Annotated in this window: 17 protein-coding genes and 1 tRNA gene; 7 read left to right on the top strand and 11 right to left on the bottom strand. The window is 69.0% G+C overall.

The window, feature by feature from the left end; translation table 11 throughout:
• Positions 1–122 precede the first annotated feature (122 nt).
• Positions 123–527 carry a hypothetical protein gene (locus tag ACZ6SA_RS40700; protein ID WP_465834290.1) on the bottom strand — a complete coding sequence of 135 codons (405 nt, stop codon included), beginning with the start codon at positions 525–527 and terminating at the stop codon, positions 123–125.
• 254 nt (positions 528–781) lie between these two features.
• Here ACZ6SA_RS40700 and ACZ6SA_RS40695 point away from each other — a divergent pair, with 254 nt between their 5' ends.
• Together ACZ6SA_RS40695 and ACZ6SA_RS40690 are read left to right on the top strand one after the other, a co-directional pair.
• Positions 782–1,321 (top strand): peptidylprolyl isomerase, encoded by a 540-nt coding sequence (locus tag ACZ6SA_RS40695; protein ID WP_347645920.1) that lies wholly within the window; start codon positions 782–784, stop codon positions 1,319–1,321.
• A gap of 178 nt (positions 1,322–1,499) precedes the next feature.
• Positions 1,500–2,363 (top strand): rhomboid family intramembrane serine protease, encoded by an 864-nt coding sequence (locus tag ACZ6SA_RS40690; RefSeq protein WP_347645921.1) that lies wholly within the window; start codon positions 1,500–1,502, stop codon positions 2,361–2,363.
• Positions 2,364–2,398: 35 nt separating this feature from the next.
• On the opposite strand, the gene ACZ6SA_RS40685 is transcribed toward ACZ6SA_RS40690, so the two are convergent.
• Entirely contained in the window at positions 2,399–2,644 is a 246-nt protein-coding gene (locus ACZ6SA_RS40685; RefSeq protein WP_132590961.1) for a cell division protein CrgA, read from the bottom strand.
• 157 nt (positions 2,645–2,801) lie between these two features.
• On the opposite strand from ACZ6SA_RS40685, the gene ACZ6SA_RS40680 reads away from it, so the two are divergent.
• Genes ACZ6SA_RS40680 through ACZ6SA_RS40670 form a run of 3 tightly spaced genes read left to right on the top strand, consistent with a single transcriptional unit; the run spans position 2,802 to position 4,148 of the window.
• The gene (locus tag ACZ6SA_RS40680) at positions 2,802–3,419 is read left to right on the top strand and encodes a class E sortase (protein ID WP_347645922.1); all 618 of its coding nucleotides are present in this window, start codon (positions 2,802–2,804) and stop codon (positions 3,417–3,419) included.
• Between the two features lies 1 nt (position 3,420).
• Complete coding sequence (locus ACZ6SA_RS40675) at positions 3,421–3,579, top strand: hypothetical protein (protein ID WP_347645923.1); 159 nt, start codon at positions 3,421–3,423, stop codon at positions 3,577–3,579.
• Entirely contained in the window at positions 3,576–4,148 is a 573-nt protein-coding gene (locus tag ACZ6SA_RS40670) for an anthranilate synthase component II (protein WP_347645924.1), read from the top strand. The genes ACZ6SA_RS40675 and ACZ6SA_RS40670 overlap by 4 nt, the downstream gene beginning before the upstream one ends.
• A gap of 138 nt (positions 4,149–4,286) precedes the next feature.
• On the opposite strand, the gene pknB is transcribed toward ACZ6SA_RS40670, so the two are convergent.
• From pknB to ACZ6SA_RS40635, 7 genes are all read right to left on the bottom strand, one after another.
• Positions 4,287–6,152, bottom strand: a complete 1,866-nt coding sequence (gene pknB, locus ACZ6SA_RS40665; protein ID WP_465834286.1) for a Stk1 family PASTA domain-containing Ser/Thr kinase — start codon at positions 6,150–6,152, stop codon at positions 4,287–4,289.
• 83 nt (positions 6,153–6,235) lie between these two features.
• Positions 6,236–7,606: a protein kinase domain-containing protein gene (locus ACZ6SA_RS40660; protein WP_347645926.1), complete on the bottom strand. Its 1,371-nt coding sequence runs from the start codon at positions 7,604–7,606 to the stop codon at positions 6,236–6,238.
• Between the two features lie 21 nt (positions 7,607–7,627).
• A complete protein-coding gene (locus ACZ6SA_RS40655; RefSeq protein ID WP_347645927.1) occupies positions 7,628–9,088 on the bottom strand; it encodes a peptidoglycan D,D-transpeptidase FtsI family protein in 1,461 nt (486 codons plus the stop codon).
• Positions 9,085–10,503, bottom strand: coding sequence for an FtsW/RodA/SpoVE family cell cycle protein (locus tag ACZ6SA_RS40650; protein WP_347645928.1), 1,419 nt, complete (start codon positions 10,501–10,503; stop codon positions 9,085–9,087). Before ACZ6SA_RS40650 ends, ACZ6SA_RS40655 begins: the two co-directional genes overlap by 4 nt.
• Positions 10,504–11,802, bottom strand: a complete 1,299-nt coding sequence (locus ACZ6SA_RS40645; protein WP_465834283.1) for a Stp1/IreP family PP2C-type Ser/Thr phosphatase — start codon at positions 11,800–11,802, stop codon at positions 10,504–10,506.
• Positions 11,799–12,269: an FHA domain-containing protein FhaB/FipA gene (locus ACZ6SA_RS40640; protein WP_132590700.1), complete on the bottom strand. Its 471-nt coding sequence runs from the start codon at positions 12,267–12,269 to the stop codon at positions 11,799–11,801. Before ACZ6SA_RS40640 ends, ACZ6SA_RS40645 begins: the two co-directional genes overlap by 4 nt.
• A gap of 17 nt (positions 12,270–12,286) precedes the next feature.
• Positions 12,287–13,027 (bottom strand): FhaA domain-containing protein, encoded by a 741-nt coding sequence (locus tag ACZ6SA_RS40635; RefSeq protein ID WP_132630681.1) that lies wholly within the window; start codon positions 13,025–13,027, stop codon positions 12,287–12,289.
• Between the two features lie 199 nt (positions 13,028–13,226).
• Between ACZ6SA_RS40635 and ACZ6SA_RS40630 the strand changes: the two genes are divergently transcribed.
• Positions 13,227–13,309, top strand: a tRNA-Leu gene (locus tag ACZ6SA_RS40630).
• A gap of 417 nt (positions 13,310–13,726) precedes the next feature.
• Here the strand turns inward: ACZ6SA_RS40630 and ACZ6SA_RS40625 are convergent.
• Together ACZ6SA_RS40625 and ACZ6SA_RS40620 are read right to left on the bottom strand one after the other, a co-directional pair.
• Positions 13,727–14,743 (bottom strand): hemolysin family protein, encoded by a 1,017-nt coding sequence (locus ACZ6SA_RS40625; protein ID WP_347645930.1) that lies wholly within the window; start codon positions 14,741–14,743, stop codon positions 13,727–13,729.
• Complete coding sequence (locus tag ACZ6SA_RS40620; RefSeq protein WP_347645931.1) at positions 14,740–16,086, bottom strand: hemolysin family protein; 1,347 nt, start codon at positions 16,084–16,086, stop codon at positions 14,740–14,742. The genes ACZ6SA_RS40625 and ACZ6SA_RS40620 overlap by 4 nt, the downstream gene beginning before the upstream one ends.
• A 292-nt stretch (positions 16,087–16,378) precedes the next feature.
• Here ACZ6SA_RS40620 and ACZ6SA_RS40615 point away from each other — a divergent pair, with 292 nt between their 5' ends.
• Positions 16,379–17,644, top strand: a complete 1,266-nt coding sequence (locus ACZ6SA_RS40615) for an LCP family protein (protein WP_347645932.1) — start codon at positions 16,379–16,381, stop codon at positions 17,642–17,644.

Here is a 17,644-nt window from a genome sequence, read left to right as displayed (position 1 = left end):
TCTTCGACGATCGTGGCGACGGCGCCCTCCCACGCGAGGTCCATCCCGCCACCCCCCCCCCCCCCCCCCCGCCACCCCCCCCCCCCCCCCCCCCCCCACCCCCCCCCCGCTTCCCAGCGGGATCAGGACATCTTGCGAGACGCCTCATCCGCCTTGTCGGACGCCTTCGTGGCCATCCGGTCCGCCGACTCCGCGGTCTTGTTCGCACTCTCGTTGACCCAGCGTGACGCATCGGAAGCGGAGTCCTTCATGTGTTCGGTCCACTGCTGGGCGTTTCGGCGGTAGAACATGTAGCCGATCGACCCCACCGTGAGGCCGGTCAGCAGCATGAGCATCGGCCATCGCCGCGACCGCTCGGGCTTGGGGTCGATCTTCCTGGCCGCCGTGGTCAGCATGTGGCTGACCTTGGGGGCGAGTTGCTCCTCGAACCCGTGTGCCGCGGACTCCAGCCGCGGCGCCGCCCAGTAGCGGGCGTCCTCGATGCGCCGGGCGGTGACCACTCTGGCCTGGTCCGCCATCGGCGCCATACGGTGGCCCGTACGGACGGCCTGGGCCCGCATTCGGCCCACCCATGTGGCGGGAATCTCCACTACCACGCGGCGTCTTTTCATTGTCAGGGACACGTCAACCTCCCCTGTCGTTGGGTGCCCGAGCCTGACCTTCCCTGGACAAGGCGGCTCAATCATTGCCGTCCGTGGGAGGATGGCCCGGAAAGGCCGTACGGCCATAGTCCTCAGAACATGACGAATCGACCCTGTACATAGAGGGGGGCAGCTGTCTCGTGGCTGAGAAGCTGATCGCTAACCTGCAGACCAATCGCGGCACCATCAAAATAGAGCTCTTTCCCAACAAGGCCCCGAAAACGGTGCGAAACTTCGTCGAGCTCGCCGAGGGCACGCGCGAGTGGACCCACCCGGGCACCGGCGAGAAGGGCGTCGGCCCCTACTACGACGGCACGATCTTTCACCGGGTGATCTCCGGCTTCATGATCCAGGGCGGTGACCCGCTGGGCCAGGGCGTCGGCGGCCCCGGCTACGAGTTCGACGACGAGATCCACCCCGAGCTCCTCTTCGACCGCCCCTACCTGCTGGCCATGGCCAACGCGGGCATCCGCTTCGGCAAGGGCACCAACGGCTCGCAGTTCTTCGTGACGGTCCACGCGCCGTTGCGGCACCTCAACGGCAAGCACACCATCTTCGGCGAGGTCGTCGAGGGCCGGGACGTCGTCGACGCCATCTCGAAGACCCGCACCGGCGCCAACGACCGCCCCGTGGAGGACGTCGTCCTGGAGTCGGTCACCATCGACCGCGTCCCGGCCTGACCCAGCACCATGCTCCGGCGCTCCGAGGCCGCCCGATCCGCGGCGGCCTCGCCGGGGTTCGGGCCCCGCGGCCGGCTGCATGCCCGCACCGGCCTCAGCCCGGCGGCCGCACGGCACGTCCGCACCGGCCTCGGGCGGCGGTCACGCGGCATCCCCGCACAAGCCATAGGCTTCGGTCATGACCAGCCAGCCGCCGAGCCCGCCCCCGCAGCCCGAGCAGCCTGCTGAGGCGGTGCCCACCTGCTTCCGGCACCCCGACAAGGAGACCTGGGTACGCTGCCAGCGGTGCGAGCGTCCCATCTGCCCCGACTGCATGCGTGACGCGGCGGTCGGCTTCCAGTGCCCCGAGTGCGTGGCCGAGGGCAACAAGGGCATCCGCCAGGCCAAGTCCACCTTCGGCGGCGGCATCGTGCGCACGCCGATCGTGACGTACACGATCCTCGTGATCAACGTCCTGGTCTTCGGCGCCCAATATCTCACCGACACGGTCACCAGGCAGCTGGCCATGTGGCCCGCCGGCGTGGCCCTGCTGGACGAATATCACCGCCTGCTCACGGCGGCGTTCGTGCACAGCGGCGTGTTCCACATCCTGTTCAACTGCTGGGCGCTCTATGTCATCGGCCCCTACCTGGAGCGCGCCTTCGGCCATGTCCGATTCGTCGCCCTCTACCTGATCAGCGCGCTCGGCGGCTCGGTGCTCGGCCTCTGGATCGACCCGATCGCCCAGCCCACGGTCGGCGCGTCCGGAGCCATCTTCGGCCTGTTCGGGGCGGTGTTCGTGGTGGGCCGCAAGCTCAACATGGACGTGCGCGGCATCGCCGTGCTCATCGTGATCAACCTGGTGATCACCTTCGTCTTCCCCAACATCAGCTGGACAGGACACATCGGCGGGCTGATCACGGGCTCGCTGCTGGCGGGGGCGCTGGCCTACGCCCCCAAGAACAACAGGACCCTGTGGCAAGGGCTGGCGATCGGCGGAGCGCTGATCCTGCTGGCCGTGCTCGTGCTGGTCAGGGTGTCGGCCATCCTGGCCATGAGCTGAGCTTCCCCAGGCTGTGGAAAAGACTGTGGAAAGAACTAACGCCAGCGGGTGGAAAGCACCACACCGAAGATGATGAAAACAAACCCGATCAGCAGATTCCAGTTCTGGAGGTCGCCGATGAAGGGCGTCGTCGGTGCGACGTAATAGACGGCGATCCACAGGATGCCGATGATCCACGCCGTGACCATGGTGGGCGCCAGCCAGCGGGGGCTGACCTTGACCTGCTGGGACCTCTGCGGCGGGGTGTAAACCGCCTTCTTGCGAGCCTTCGACTTGGGCACTGGGTAACTCCTGCTGAGGGCCTGGGCTTCCGGATCGTCCACAGGCCTTTCGGTAAGCGTAGTTCAAGCACAGTAGTGCGAGCGTGCCAAGGATAGTCGCCACGCGCATGACATGGCGATCCCTGGAGCCCGCATCGTCCAGGAATACCCTGATCGCATGCGGGCCATGCTCCGGGCCGTGGGGGAGACGAGCATCACCGCGGGCCTCATCCTCATGTTGTTCTGCGCCTACCTGCTCTGGGGCACCGGCGCCTACACCCAGAGGCAGCAGCTGCTGCTCCAGCGCGAGCTGGCGGCCGACCGGGCGGCGCAGGAGCGCCTGCGCACGGTCAGCCCGGGCCAGGCCCTCGCCGTGCTGCGCATCCCCCGGCTGGGCCACGACTACGAGTACGCCATCGTCGAAGGCGTCGGCGCCACCCACCTGAAACGCGGCCCGGGCCACTACCCCGACAGCGCCATGCCCGGCCAGGTCGGCAACTTCGTGCTGTCGGGACACCGCACCACGTACGCGGCCCCGTTCAACGAGATCGACGAGCTCGAACGCGACGACGAGATCGTCGTGGAGAGCCGCGAGGCCCGCTACACCTACCGCGTCACCTCCCAGGACATCGTGCGGCCCGACGAGGTCGACGTGCTCGCCCCCGTGCCCGGCAAGCCCGGCATCCGCCCCGTGCGCGCCTTCATCACCCTGACCACCTGCCACCCCGAATACTCGGCCGCCGAGCGCCTCATCGTGTACGGCGTGCTCAAGGAGACCGAACCTAGAGAGGAGTGACATGTACGCCTGGCTCTGGCGCAAGTTGCCCGGCACCCCGCGCACCAGGGTGCTGACGGCCCTGGTGCTGGTCGCGGCGGCGGTGGCCGTACTCTGGTTCGTGGTGTTCCCGCTCTTCGAGCCCGTGGTGACGCTGGACGAGGTGACCGTCAGAAGATGACCCGTGTGCTGGTGGTGGACAACCACGACAGCTTCGTCCACACCATCGTGCAGTACCTGCGCGAGCTGGGCGCCGACTGCGACGTGCGGCCGCGCGACGACGTGGACGTGAGCGACGCCGACGGCTTCGACGGCGTCCTCGTCAGCCCTGGCCCCGGCACGCCCGAGGCGGCCGGCGTGAGCGTTCCTCTGGTCCGACACGCGGTCGAGCGCGGCCTGCCGCTGCTCGGCGTCTGCCTCGGCCACCAGGCCATCGCCATCGCCTGCGGCGCCACCGTGGCCCGCGCGCCCGAGCTCTTCCACGGGCAGACCAGCGCCGTCGTCCACGACGGCCAGGGCGTGTTCGAGGCGCTGCCCTCCCCCGTGCGGATGACCCGCTACCACTCGCTCGCCGTGCTGCCCGCCACGGTGCCCGACGTGCTCGACGTGAGCGCCCGCACCGGCGACGGCGTCATCATGGGCCTGCGCCACCGCCTGGCGCCCGTCGAAGGCATCCAGTTCCACCCCGAGTCCGTGCTGTCGGAGCACGGCCACCGCCTGCTGGGCAATTGGCTGCGCCGGATCCTGTAACAAACCTCTCGCGGCGAGCGACAGACAAGTGAGCGTCCCCGCCGTTGCCCCCGAGCGGCGGGGGCGTTCTTGCGTGCGCGACATGACGAAGGGCCGTCCACCCCCCACGGGGATGGACGGCCCTGTCACGTGCGAGGCTCAGTTGAAGCCGCCGTCGCCGATCGGGTTGTCGTCGGCCGGCGGCTCGTCCTCTGTCGGGAAGTCGTCGGTCGGCGCGTCGTCCGTCGGGACATCGTCCGTCGGGAAGTCGTCCGTGGGCGGCGCCTCGTCGGTGACCGAGGGACCGGTGGACACCACGATCGTGATCGTCGTGTCCTGCGGCAGCTTGGTGCCCTCGCCCGGGTTCTGCTGGATGACCGTGCCCTCGGGCTGCTCGTTGGGCTGCTCGGAGACCTTGACCTTGAACCCGGCGCCCCTGATCTGCTTGGTCGCGTCCTCCTGGGTGAGCCCGATCACGCTGGGCACCTCGGCGAGGTCCTTCGGCACGTAGAGGGTGACGGTGCCGCCCTTCTCCAGCGACTCGCCGGCCTTCGGCCTGGTGTCGATGACCGTGCCCTGCTCCTTGGTGGAGTTTCGGGTCTTGACCGTGCCGCGCAGCCCCGCCGCCTCCAGAGCCGCCATGGCATCGGCCTGCTGCTGGCCGACGAGGCCGTCGGGCACCTTCACCCGCTCGGTGCCCTTGGACACGAACAGCTGGACGCTGGAGCCCTTGTCGACCTTGGTGCCGGGGGCGGGCTCCGTCCTGATCACGGTGCCCTTCTCGACGTCGGAGCTGAACTCCTGCACCGTCTGGACGGTGAGCCCCAGACCCTTGAGCTGTTGCTCGGCGAACGTGCCCTTCTGCGTGGTGAGCTCGGGAATCGCCACCTGGGTCTCGGCCGGTGTGTCCTTGGAGCCGAACACCAGGTAGCCGGCCGTGATGAACCCGCCGATGATCAGCAGCGGAATGATGATCCACATCGCGGTCTTGACCGCGTTGCCGCCACCGCCGCTGGAAGCCCTGCGCCGGCCGCCCCGGCCGCCGCCGTCGCCGTCGTCGTACTCGTAGGGCGGAATGGCTCCGCTGCGCTGCGTGGCCGGCCCGCCGGACGTCTGGGGCGAGGCCATCATGCGCGTGCCCTGGCCGTAGTCGCCGGTCATCGCCATCGTCTGGGCGTCGACCGGCATGCCGGACATCGCCCGCTGGATGTCGGCCCGCATCTCGCCCGCGCTCTGATAGCGGTGCGCAGGATCCTTCGCCATGGCCTTCAGCACGATCGCGTCGGCCCACGGCGGGATCTCGCGGTCGATCTGGGAGGGCGGGATCGGCTCCTCGCGCACGTGCTGGTAGGCGATCGCGACAGGCGAGTCACCGGTGAACGGCGGCTGGCCCGTCAGCAGCTCGTAGAGCACGCAGCCGGTGGAGTAGATGTCGCTGCGGGCGTCGACCCGCTCGCCCCGCGCCTGTTCGGGCGAGAGGTATTGGGCGGTGCCGATCACCTGGGCCGTCTGCGTCATGGTGGCCGCGGAGTCGGCCATGGCCCGCGCGATGCCGAAGTCCATCACCTTGACGTCGCCCGCCCTCGTGATCATCACGTTGGCCGGCTTGATGTCGCGGTGCACGATGCCGCCGCGGTGGCTGTAGTCGAGGGCCCGCAGGATGCCGTCGACCAGCTCGACCGCGCGCTCGGGGAGCAACCGCCGATCCTGGCGCAGCAGGTCGCGCAGCGTCCGGCCGTCGACGTATTCCATCACGATGTACGGCACGGGGGTGCCGTCGGTGACGTCTTCGCCGGTGTCGTAGACGGCGACCACGGCAGGGTGGTTGAGTGAGGCCGCCGACTGCGCCTCACGGCGGAATCGGGCCTGGAAGGTGTGGTCGCGAGCCAGGTCGGACCGGAGCGTCTTGATCGCGACTATGCGGTCCAGCCGGATGTCTCGGGCGCGATACACCTCGGCCATGCCGCCGCGCCCGACGACACCGTCGAGCTCGTAACGACCTCCGAGTAGCCGAGGCTGAGTCATTTCCTGCACTGTCCCTTACCGTTCATCTTGGGTACCGGCCTGCTCGGGGGGCCGCCGGTGTCCATCATCGACCCCATTGCGCGTCACGTCTGCTCCTTGGGTGGGTTTGTCTCACCCGGGTCCGGCGAGGCGGTGGGTGTCGGGGTAGTGGGTGTGGTGGTGGGCGTCGGGGTTGGCGTGGGCGTAGGGGTCCGCGTCGTCCGTGTCGGGGTCGGTTTCGGCGTCGGCTTCTTGCTGGGAGTTGCCGACTTGCTTACGGTAGCCGACCGAGAGGGTATAGGCCGCTGCGACTTCACCGGAAGCGCCGGTGGCCGCTTGGTGCGCTTTTTCTTCGTGGGCTCGGCCTGCTGCGGCGTCGGCGGCGGCGACTCGCGCGGCTCGGCCACGTCAGGCGTCGGCGCGGGCGGCGGCCGGTTGGCGAAGGTGACGGCGCTGAGCCCGACCGCGGCCGCGCAGCCCGCCGTGGCGACCACAACCAGCGCCCTGGCGCCCTTACGGCGCCTGCGGGCCGGCGGGGCATGGGGCTCGGTGGCCGGGGCGATGCGGTCGGTCGCCTGCTGGTCCTCGGGCTCAGGCTCGCGTACGCGGAAGCCGCCCGGGTCGGTCAGCATGCTGAGGTCGGCGCCGGACCGGGCGCCGGACCGGGTGCCCGCCAGCGACTCGCGCAGCGCATGGGCCCGCTCGGCCAGCTCGAGCGCCGTGGCCGGGCGCTGGCCCGGCTCCTTCGCCAGCAGCGCCATGACGAGCGCGCGCACCTGCGAGGGAACGTCCACACCGAGCGGCTGCGGTTGCTCGTTGAGGTGCTGCAGGGCGATCGCCACCTGGGTGTCGCCGCGGAACGGCGTGCGCCCCGCCAGGCACTCGTAGGCCACCACGCCGAGTGAGTAGAGATCGGTGGCGGGCGTGAGCGGGAAACCCTGCGCCTGCTCGGGGCTGACGTACTGGGCGGTGCCCACCACCGTGCCCGTCTGCGTCACCGGCGCCGCCTCCAGCGCCCGCGCGATGCCGAAGTCGGTCACCTTGATGGAGCCCTCGGGCGTGACCAGCAGGTTGCCGGGCTTGATGTCGCGGTGGATGATCCCGGAGGAGTGGGCGGCGTGCAGCGCCCTGGCGGTCTGGTGCACGACGTCGAGCGCCACCTCGGCCCCGAGCGCGCCGTTGCGCGCCAGGATGGCCGACAGCGGCTCGCCCTGCACCAGCTCCATCACCAGATAGGCGAGGTCGCTCTCCTCGCCGTAGTCGAAGATCTGGGCCACCCCGGGGTCGGCCAGCGCCGCGGTGAGCCGCGCCTCGTTGCGGAACCGCTCGCGGAAGGTGGGGTCGGCGTGGATGTGGCTGCGCAGGATCTTCACCGCGACCTCGCGCCCGAGCAGCTCGTCGCGGGCACGCCAGACCTCTCCCATACCGCCGGTGGCGATGCGGGAGATCAGGAGGTAGCGGTTACGGAGCCGCATGGTCCAGCAGGTTACCGTCTCTCACTTGTTCAGCACCGCCTCCATCACGGCCTTGCCGATCGGCGCGGCGGTGCCGCCGCCCGTGGCCTCCGCGCCGACGTTGGCCGCACCGGACTCGACGATGACCGCCAGGGCCACCTTGGGATCCTCGGCCGGCGCGAAGGAGATGAACCAGGCGTGCGGAGGCTGGTTGTCGGACGTCTCCGCGGTGCCCGTCTTGCCCGCTACTTGGACGCCCGGCACCTGCGCCCGGTTGGCGGTGCCGTTGCTGACGACGCTCACCATCATGTCGCGCAGCTTGGCCGCCGTCTCGGTGCTGACCGCCTCGCTCAGCTCTTCCTGCTCGGCCTCTTCGATCGAGTCGCCCTGGGCGTCGGTGACCTTCTTCACGAGGTACGGCTTCATCACCGTGCCCTCGTTGGCGATGCCCGCGGAGATCATGGCCATCTGCAGCGGCGTCATCTGGTTGCTGCGCTGCCCGATGGAGGCCATCGCGACGGCCGCTTCGTCCTCACGGGGGCCGAAGTCGCTCTGGGCCACGGGCATCGGGATCGCGAGCTGCTCGCCCATGCCGAACTTGACCGACTGCTCCTGCACCTTGTCGTAGCCCAGGTCGATGCCCATCTTGCCGAACGGCGTGTTGCACGACCTCTCCAGCGCGAAGACCAGCGTGACCTGGCCGCTGCCGCAGGCGGCGCCGCCGTAGTTGGGCAGGCTGATGTTCGTGTTGGGCAGCGGGAGCCGCTGCGGCGCCTCCACGGTGGTCTGCGGCCCCCGTGAGGTGTCGTCCTCGAGGTAGGCCGCCATGGTCACGACCTTGAACGTCGAGCCGGGCGGGTAGGTGCGGTCGATGGTGCGGTTGAGCAGCGGCTGGTTCTTCTGCTTGGCCAGCTCGTCGTAGCGCGGGAAAACCTTGCTCTTGTCGGTCAGCGACAGCTCGGCGGGGTCGTAGGTCGGCAGCGACACCATCGCGAGGATCGCGCCCGTCTTCGGCTCGAGCGCGACGACGGCGCCGCGCTTGCCGCTCTGGCGCAGCGCGTCGTAGGCGGCCTTCTGCACCTTGGGGTCGATCGTGACCTCGACGTTGGCGCCCTTGGTCGGCTCGCCGGTGAACAGGTCGATGCTCCGCCTCAGCAACAGGTCGGCGCTGGAGCCGTCGAGCAGCTTGTTCTGGGTGCCCTCGATGGCGCTCGCGCTCTCCGGCGAGAAGAAGCCGGTGACGTGCGCGTAGAGCTCGCCCTCGGGGTATTTCCTGACGAACCTGAACCGCGTGCTGTCGGTCTCGACGGACTGCGCGATCACCTTGCCGCCGGCGGTGATGCGGCCGCGCTCGATGGCGTAACGGTCGTAGTAGTTACGGGTGTTACGGGCATCGGTGCTCAGGCCTTCTGCCCTCACGGCCTGCAGGTAGTTCACATTGATCATCAGAAGCGCGAACATGGCCAGGCAGGCCACGGCCGTGCGCTTGAGCGTGCTGTTCATCGCTGGAACACCTGCGTCATCCCTTCGTTCTGGATCGCCTGAGGAGGAGGCTTACGCGCCGCATCAGACATGCGTACCAATAGCGCGATAAGGATCCAGTTAGCCAGCAGCGCCGAGCCACCCTGCGACATGAACGGCGTCACCAGGCCGGTCAGGGGAATCAGGTTGGTCACGCCGCCCACGATGATGAACACCTGCCAGGCGAGGATGAACGACAGGCCGCCCGCGAGCAGCTTGGAGAACGGGTCACGGGCCGCCAGCGAGGTGCGCAGGCCCCGCTGCACCACCAGGGCGTAGAGCATGAGCAGCGCCATCAGCCCGGTCAGGCCCAGCTCCTCACCCGTCGCGGCGAAGATGAAGTCGGAGAACGACAGCGGGATCAGCTCGGGATGGCCCTGCCCCAGGCCGGTGCCGAGGATGCCGCCCGCGCCGAACCCGAACAGGCTCTGCATGATCTGGTAGCTCTTGCCGCACATCGCGTCGCTCGGCGGATCCGTCTGGCAGACGGCGTCGTTGCCGTAGTAGATCGGGTTGGCCGGGTCGAGCCACGAGTCGAAACGCGCGCCGACATGGTCGAAGACCTGCCCGGCGAGGAAGGCGCCGCCGACGAAGAGCAGGATGCCGATCAGGACCCACGACGTGCGCTGGGTGGCGATGTAGAGCATCGCGACGAACGTGCCGAACAGCAGCAGCGACGTGCCCAGGTCCTTCTCGAAGACCAGGACGAGCAGGCTGAGCACCCAGGTGGCGAGGACGGGACCGAGGTCTCTCGCCCTCGGCAGGTCGATGAAGAGCAGTCGCCGGCCGGCCAGGGCCAGCACGTCACGCTTGGCCACCAGATAGCCGGCGAAGAAGACGACCAGCGCCAGCTTGGCGAACTCGCCCGGCTGGATGGAGAAACCGCCGATGCGGATCCAGATCTTGGCGCCCTGCACCTCGCTCAGCGAGCCTGGCAGCACCGCCGGGATGGCGAGCAGCACCAGGCCGACCGCGCCCGCGGTGTAGGTGAGGCGCTGCAACATGCGGTGGTCACGCAGCACGATCAGGGTGGCCGAGAACATCACGACGCCGAGGCCCGTCCACATGATCTGGCTGGTCGAGGACGCGCCGCCCATGCCGGCGGACTCCAGCCGGTAGATCATCGCCAGGCCCAGGCCGTTGATCACCGTCACCAGCGGCAGGATCAGCGGGTCGGCCCACGGCGCGAACTTCGCCAGCACCGCGTAGGCGGCCAGCATCAGAGCCCCCAGGCCCAGCCCGTACGTCAGCATGCCGGCCGGGATCTGGCCGTCGACCGCCAGGCCCACGTTGGCGTACGCGCCCATGACGATCAGCACCGCGAGAGCGAGCATGACCAGCTGAGCCCCGCGGCGCTTGGCCGGCATCGGGACCGGTTCGGCGGCGACTTCGCTCATCTACTGCTGCTGTTTCGTCTTGGTCGCGCTCGCGGTCGGCGTGGGCGACGTGGTGGCTGACGGGGACGTTTCGCTCTGCTGGTCCTCGGAGAACTTCAACGCGTTGATCCTCGTGATGCCTTCGTCGACGGTGGTGACGGGGAAGGTGCTCTTGATGAGCTCCTGATCCGCCTCCGACAGCTGGGAGAGCTGCCGGCCAGTGGGCCGCGAGACCTCGAAGAGCTGGAAGGGGCCCACCTCGACCTTGATCCCCTGGAACACGACCACCTCGTCGCCCCTCGCACCGACGAAGAACTGGTCCTGGGTCCACTGGTATCCAAAGTAACCGCCGACACCGACGGCGAGCGTTCCGATGCCGAGCACGGTGACCAGCACGGGCCACAGACGACGGCGGCCCGACCGGCGGGTCGCCTGCGCGACCGGCTCGTCGAAGTCACCGTCGTCCGCGATCACCGGCTGGGGTGCGGTCACCGCGCTGGCTCGCCCCGGCGGTTCCGCCTCCTGCGCGGCGCCCCGCAGGCGGTTCATGCCCGCGGCGCCCACCACGGCGGCGTCGGCCGGCACCTGCTGCCCATCGGTGATCTCGAGCACGTCGGCCAGCACACACGTGATGTTGTCGGGCCCGCCGCCTCGGTTCGCCAGGTCGATGAGCTGGCGGACGACCTCTTCAGGATCGTCGATGTTGGTGAGCGTGGCGTGCATCGTCTCCGCGCTCACCACGCCCGACAGGCCGTCGGAACACAGGAGGTAGCGGTCGCCCACCTGCGCCTCGCGGAGCGTGAGGTCGGGATCGACCTCGCCGCTGCCGTCGAGCGCGCGCAGCAGGATCGACCGCTGCGGGTGCGTGGCCGCCTCCTCCGGCGTGATGCGCCCGTCGTCGACGAGCTGCTGGACCAGGGTGTGGTCATGGGTGATCTGGTAGAGCTCCCCGCGCCTGAGCAGGTAGGCGCGCGAGTCGCCGACGTGCACCAAAGCGACCTGGGTGCCGTGCCAGAGCATGGCCGTGAGAGTCGTGCCCATGCCTTTGAGGCTGGGATCCCGCCCCACCATCTCGTGCAGCTTGCGGTTGGCGTCGCGTACGGCTGCCTCGATGGCGTTGAGCAGGTCACCCCCCTGTTGAGCCTCTTCCAGAGAGGCCATGGCGTCGATGGCGACTGAGCTCGCCACCTCGCCGTGTGCGTGCCCGCCCATGCCGTCGGCGACGGCGAGCAGGCGGCCGCTGGCGTACGCCGAGTCCTCGTTCCCTTCACGGAGGAGGCCGACGTCCGAGCGGGCGGCGTAGCGGAGTGCGATGGTCATTTGCGCAATTCAATGACTGTCTTGCCGACGCGGATCGGAACACCGAGCGGCACCGGGGTCGGGCGGGTGACTTTCGAGCGGTCGAGATACGTGCCGTTCGTCGAACCGAGATCTTCCACGATCCACTGACCGTCCTGAGGGAAGAGCCGGGCATGCCGGCTGGATGCGTAGTCGTCGCTGACTACCAGCGTGGCGTCGTTCGCCCGGCCAATGGTGATGGGCGTCTCCGTGAGGTTAATGGTGGTGCCTTGCAGGGGGCCACCGGTAACGACGAGCTGGCGTGGCTCACCCTTCTTGCTCTTGGGCTTGGCCACGGGTTTGGCGGGTTTCACGCCCTTGCGTGGGCCCGCGGGAGCCGTGCGTGAACCGAACAAGTCAGTCCGGATCACGCCGACTGCGGCAATGACGAAAAACCACAGCACCGCCAGGAAGGCGAGCCGGATCAGCAGCAGCGTGAGCTCGGACATGGACCGTCTGTCTACCTCTAATCGCGCCGGAACACCAGAGTCGTGCGCCCCAACGTCACTCGCGTGCCGTTCTGGAGCTCGATCCTGCGTACCGGCTGGCCGTTGACAAAAGTGCCGTTCGTCGACCCGAGATCGACGAGAGCCACGAGCTGGCCCTCGACACGCAGCTCCGCGTGATGACGCGAAACGCCCGGATCGACCAGACGAAGATCGCAGTCGGTGCCCCTGCCTAGCAAGGTCACCGGAGTGGTGAGCTCGTAGGAACGGTCGCCCTGCGGGTCGTCCTGGGTGGAGACGAGCAGCCTGGGCCGCCCCTGGAACGCGTGCGGCCTCGACGGAGGCAGGTCGCTCGCCGGGTGGCGAATCTCGTCCTGCTCCACCGTGGCGCCGCGGATGACGCCTGACCTGATGCGGAACAGCCCGACAGCCAGGTCGCCGGCCGTCTCGAAACGCACCCGGACCGGTCCCACGAAGGAGTAGCCCTGCTCCTTGGCGTACTCCCTGGCGAGGTTGGCCAGTTCGTGGCTGATGCTGTCGGCGTAGACCTCAAGCCGCTCGCTGTCGGTCGTGGACAGCTCAACCACGAAGTCGTTGGGCACGAGTGTGCGGCCTTGGGCGACGATCGCCGCACGCTCATCCATCTCCCGCTGAACCGCGCTGGCGACCTCGACCGGCTGAAGGTCAGATTTGAACGCCCGCGCAAAGGCTCCCTCAACCAAGCCTTCGAGCCTTCGCTCGAAGCGCTGAAGGACTCCCACCGGGTACCTCCCTTCCTCCGTGCATATGATCGCGGCCCCCAGGCGCCCGTGGCGCCCGGTCTCCGCTCGTTCCACTTCACGGCGTCCCTGGCGCTCGTCAGCTGTCGCGCCCAGCTCCTCCGCTCCCGTGTCTTATGCGATCGTATCCGGGTTCAGTACCAGTGACTGTTCCGTGCTACTGTTCTTTCCGCACCCACAAGGGCGGGTGGCGGAACGGCAGACGCGCACGGTTCAGGTCCGTGTGTCCGAAAGGACGTGAGGGTTCAAATCCCTCCTCGCCCACTCGTTGACAGGGGATCCTTGGTCGCAAGCCTTTCAGGCGTTGCTCCCTGGGGTCCCCTCGTCGTGTCTCCCGGGGGATAACCCCCGGACCCCCAGGCAGGTCGCTGGCGCTCCCGGGGGAGACCCCCGGGCCCCCGTCACAACCCCGTTGTGGCTGGTGTTCGACCAGGGCCTTTTGTGGTGGTGTCGGACCTTTCCCCTCGTGGGTGGTGTTCGGCCTTCCCTCTGTGGGTGTCCGGTGGTGTTCCTGGGTTCTTTTGTGCAGACCCACATTGGCGAAGCTCGTTGCGGATCGCAAGGGTCGGGGTCTTCCTTTTCGAGAATCTGTCGGTGATGGGGGCTCTCGGGACCGTACGCCTTGGTGGTTGCAAGATGCTTTCTGGTCGCTTGACCGTTGGTGTGTGTTTTAGTTCACAGTCAGGCTGCTTTGGTTCTGGTGTCCAGGAGTTCGCCCACCAGGTCCGTGAGGCTCACCATCCCGATGACCGCGTCCTGCTGGTCCGTGACCAGGGCGAGGTGGGCTCTGGCCTCCTGGAGGGCCGTCACCGCCTCGGGGATCTGGGTGGTGCTGCGGAGCCTCGGCACCTCCCTGGCCAGCTCGCGTGCCGTCTTGCCGGGGTTGAGAAGGGCGTCCCTGGCGTGCAGGGCGCCTTCCAGGGCCGACTCGTTCTCCACCAGGAGGCGCAGGTGGTTCGTGGCCACCGCTGTCTGCTTGATCTCAGAAGCGCTGGCCGTGGGGGCGACCTTGGCCGCTTGGGCGATGGGGGTCATCAGGCGTTCGATGCCTTCGTCGTCCAGGCGCAGGGCTCGGGTCAGGAGGTCGTGCTCCTCCCTGTCCAGCAGGCCCATGCGGCCCGACTCGCCCACCAGCATGGCGAGCTGGCGCGGCGTCCTGGTCGTCGCCAGTTCGTCCCTCGGCTTGACGCCGAAGAGGCGGAGTATGACGTTCGTCAGGCCGTTGAGCGCCGAGAGCAGAGGGCGCATCAGCCACGTGAAGCCGCGGAACGGCAGGGTCAGCAGGAGCGCCGCGCGCTCCGGGTGGGTCAGCGCCCAGGACTTGGGGGCCATCTCGCCGATCACCATGTGGAGGAACGTCACCAGGGCCAGGGAAAGGGTCAGGGCGATCGGGAGGCGCAGGCCCTCAGGGACGCCCGCCATGGCGAAGACAGGCTCCAGATAGTGCTCGATCGCCGGCTCGGTCACCTGACCCAGGCCCAGCGTGCACAGGGTGATGCCGAGCTGGGCGCCGGCCAGCATGAGGGAGAGCTGGCGGCCGCCGCGCACCGCCGACTTCGCGGTGAGCCTGACCAGGCGGTTGCCGCCCGAGGCCATCTCCTCGAGGCGGTGGCGGCGCGAGGAGACGAAGGCGAACTCGGCGGCCACGAACAGCGCGTTGAAGGCCAGCAGCGCCAGGCTCAGAATGATCATGCTCATCGGGCGGCCTCCGCGTGTCGCGCAGGAGCCAGCCGCACCCACTCCGGCACTCTGCGGTTGAGTGACATGACCGTGAGCTCCGCCAGGTGCTCCTCGACGTCCTCGGTGAACGGGTCGGTGTCAGGCTTGATCGGGACGGTGACCGTGTCACCCTGTTCGGGCATCCTGCCCAGCTTGGCCAGCACCAGCCCGGCGAGCGTGTCGTAGTCGTCGCTCTCCGGCAGTGCCACGCCGGTGGCCCGCTCGACCTCGTCGAGCCTGAGACTGCCCGGCACCTCCCAGACGCCGCCCGGGTGTTCGAGGGCGCCGACCGGCTCCGGGTCGTTCTCGTCGACGAGCTCGCCGACCAGCTCTTCCGCAAGGTCCTCGACGGTGATCACGCCTGCCAGGCCGCCGTACTCGTCGATGACGCAGGCGACGTCGTCCTTGGCCACCCGCATTCTCTCCAGTACGGCGGGCAGCGGCACCGAGGCCGGCACCAGCAGCGCGGGGCGGGTGATCGTGGAGATCGAGCCCTCCTCCAGGCCGGAGGTGAGCAGCTCGCGCACGCCCGTCACGCCGACGACGTCGCCGTCCTCGGCGAGGACCGGGTAGCGGGAGTGACCGCACGCGCGCATGGCGTCGAGCAAATCGGAGATGGGCTGTCCGTCGCGCAGCGCGACCACGCGGGGCCGCGGGACCATGATCTCCTCCGCGCTGCGGTCGCCGAACTCCAGCGCCCGTTCGAGCAGCTCCGACAGCTTGGGAGGCAACTCGCCCGCCTGGGTCGACTCCGCGATGATGCGCGAGAGCTCCTCGGGCGTCACGCCGTGCTCGACCTCCTCCACGGGCTCGATGCCGACCCGCCTGAGCAGCCCGGTGGCGGCCGAGTCGAAGAACCGGATCACCGGGCCCACCACCGTGAGGTAGGCCAGCGTCGAGCGGGCCAGGAACTTGGCCACCGCCTCCGGCCTGGCGATGCCGAGGTTCTTCGGGGCCAGCTCGCCGAGCACCATCTGCACCACGGTCGCCACGAACACGCCCATGGCCACGGAGACGCCGGTCATCATGCCGTCGGGAAGCCCCCAGTCGGACAGCCACGGGCGTACGATCACGGCGATCGCCGGCTCGGCCAGGAACCCGACCAGCAGCGCGGTGACCGTGATGCCGAGCTGCGCGCCTGAGAGCATGAAGGAGAGGCGGGACGTCACCTGGAGGGCCCTCTCGGCGGCGGTGTCACCGGCGGAGGCCTGCTCGCGCAGGATGCCGCGGTCGGCGGCGACGAAGGCGAACTCCTGGGCGACGAAATAGCCGGTCGCCGCCGTGAGGAGGATGAGGGACAGCAGCCCGAGATAAGCGCTCACCGCAGTGAGCCTTCAGGGGAACCCGTGCCTGAGCACGGGCAAAGACTCCACGAGTCCGGAGCGGACACGATCATCCCTTCGATAGAGGTCGTCCCTAACCGTAACGATGCCGATGGCCTCTATGTTTCCCGAGCCCGCGCAAGGACCCGTCGCCGGTTTGGCGGCGGCCCGGCTCCACCGTTACGGTCGGCTGGTTCTGTGTACTTTTCCGTGGGAAATCCTTGACCGAACGCCTTCACTGCCGGGGGGTTGGACGTAGCGTCTATGTACGAAGCAAAGGGGAGAAGGCGAAGTGTCTGAGGACGACCGTACGCGGGCCATGCGCTCGCCGGGCGACGGCCGCCCGCTGCCACCGCGGCCCAACGACGTCCCGCGCTCAGGGGGCGCTCCCGCGCACCGGTTCCCGGCGGGCGGGCCGGGCGCGCCCACCCACAAGCTTCCTGCCGCCTCCCAGATCCCCGAGCCGCCGCCGGGCCCGCCCGGCTCCGAGCCGCGCCGGTCGGGCGGGCGCGTGTACGGCAGGCAGCGCTCCGGCGGCGGGGGCGGTCCCGTCCGGCCGTTGAGGTCGAGGGGCGGGCAGGAGCCGAGGGAACCTCGCAAGAGGCTCTCGGGCAGGACGATCGTGAAGATCGTCGCGGGGCTCCTGGTCGCGCTGCTGGTCGCGGCCGTCGGCATGTTCTTCTGGATCGACTCGAGGCTGGGCGGCATCGACGACGTGCTCGCCGACTACGAGGAGCGCCCCCCTGACGGCCCCGGCACCAACTGGCTGCTCGTCGGCTCCGACAGCCGCAAAGGGCTGTCGAAGGCCCAGCGCAAGAAGCTGGCCACGGGGCGCGCTGTCGGGCAGCGTACGGACTCGATGATGTTGTTGCACATCCCCGACACCGACGACCCGCCCACGCTGGTCAGCCTGCCGCGCGACCTGGCCGTCACCATCTACGGCAAGCAGCGCGACAAGCTCAACGCCGCCTACAACGGCGGGCCGCAGCTGCTGGTCCGCACCATCGAGACGGTCACGGACCTGCGCGTCGACAACTACATGGAGATCGGGTTCGCCGGGTTCGTCGACATCGTGGACGCGGTGGGCGGGGTCGAGATGAACGTGACGGCCGCCGTGAACGACCCCAAGGCGGGGCTCAAGCTGAAGAAGGGCAAGCAGGTGCTCGACGGCGCCCAGGCCCTGGGCTACGTACGCACGCGCAAGGGCGGCGCGCTGCCCGACTACGAGCGCACCAAGCGGCAGCGCCAGTTCCTCGCGGCGGTGGTGAAGAAGGCGGCCAGCCCGGGGGTGCTCATCAACCCGTTCACGTCGATCCCGCTGGCGATGAGCGCCACGGACGCGGTGACGGTCGATTCGAGCACCGGCGCCTTCGACCTGCTCTCGCTGGGGCTCGCCATGGGCGACAGCCCGGTGACGACGGTGGTGCCGTTCGGCGGCAACGAGAACCTCCCCAACGGCGGCGTGGCCGTCAAGTCCGACCGGCAGAAGGCGCTGGCGCTGTTCAACGCGCTGAAGGAGGACAAGCCGGTGCCGAAGAGCGTGCTCGACGCCCGCTGA

Source organism: Nonomuraea sp. NPDC049378 (assembly GCF_055586745.1).
This window is presented reverse-complemented; position numbering and strand designations above follow the sequence as displayed.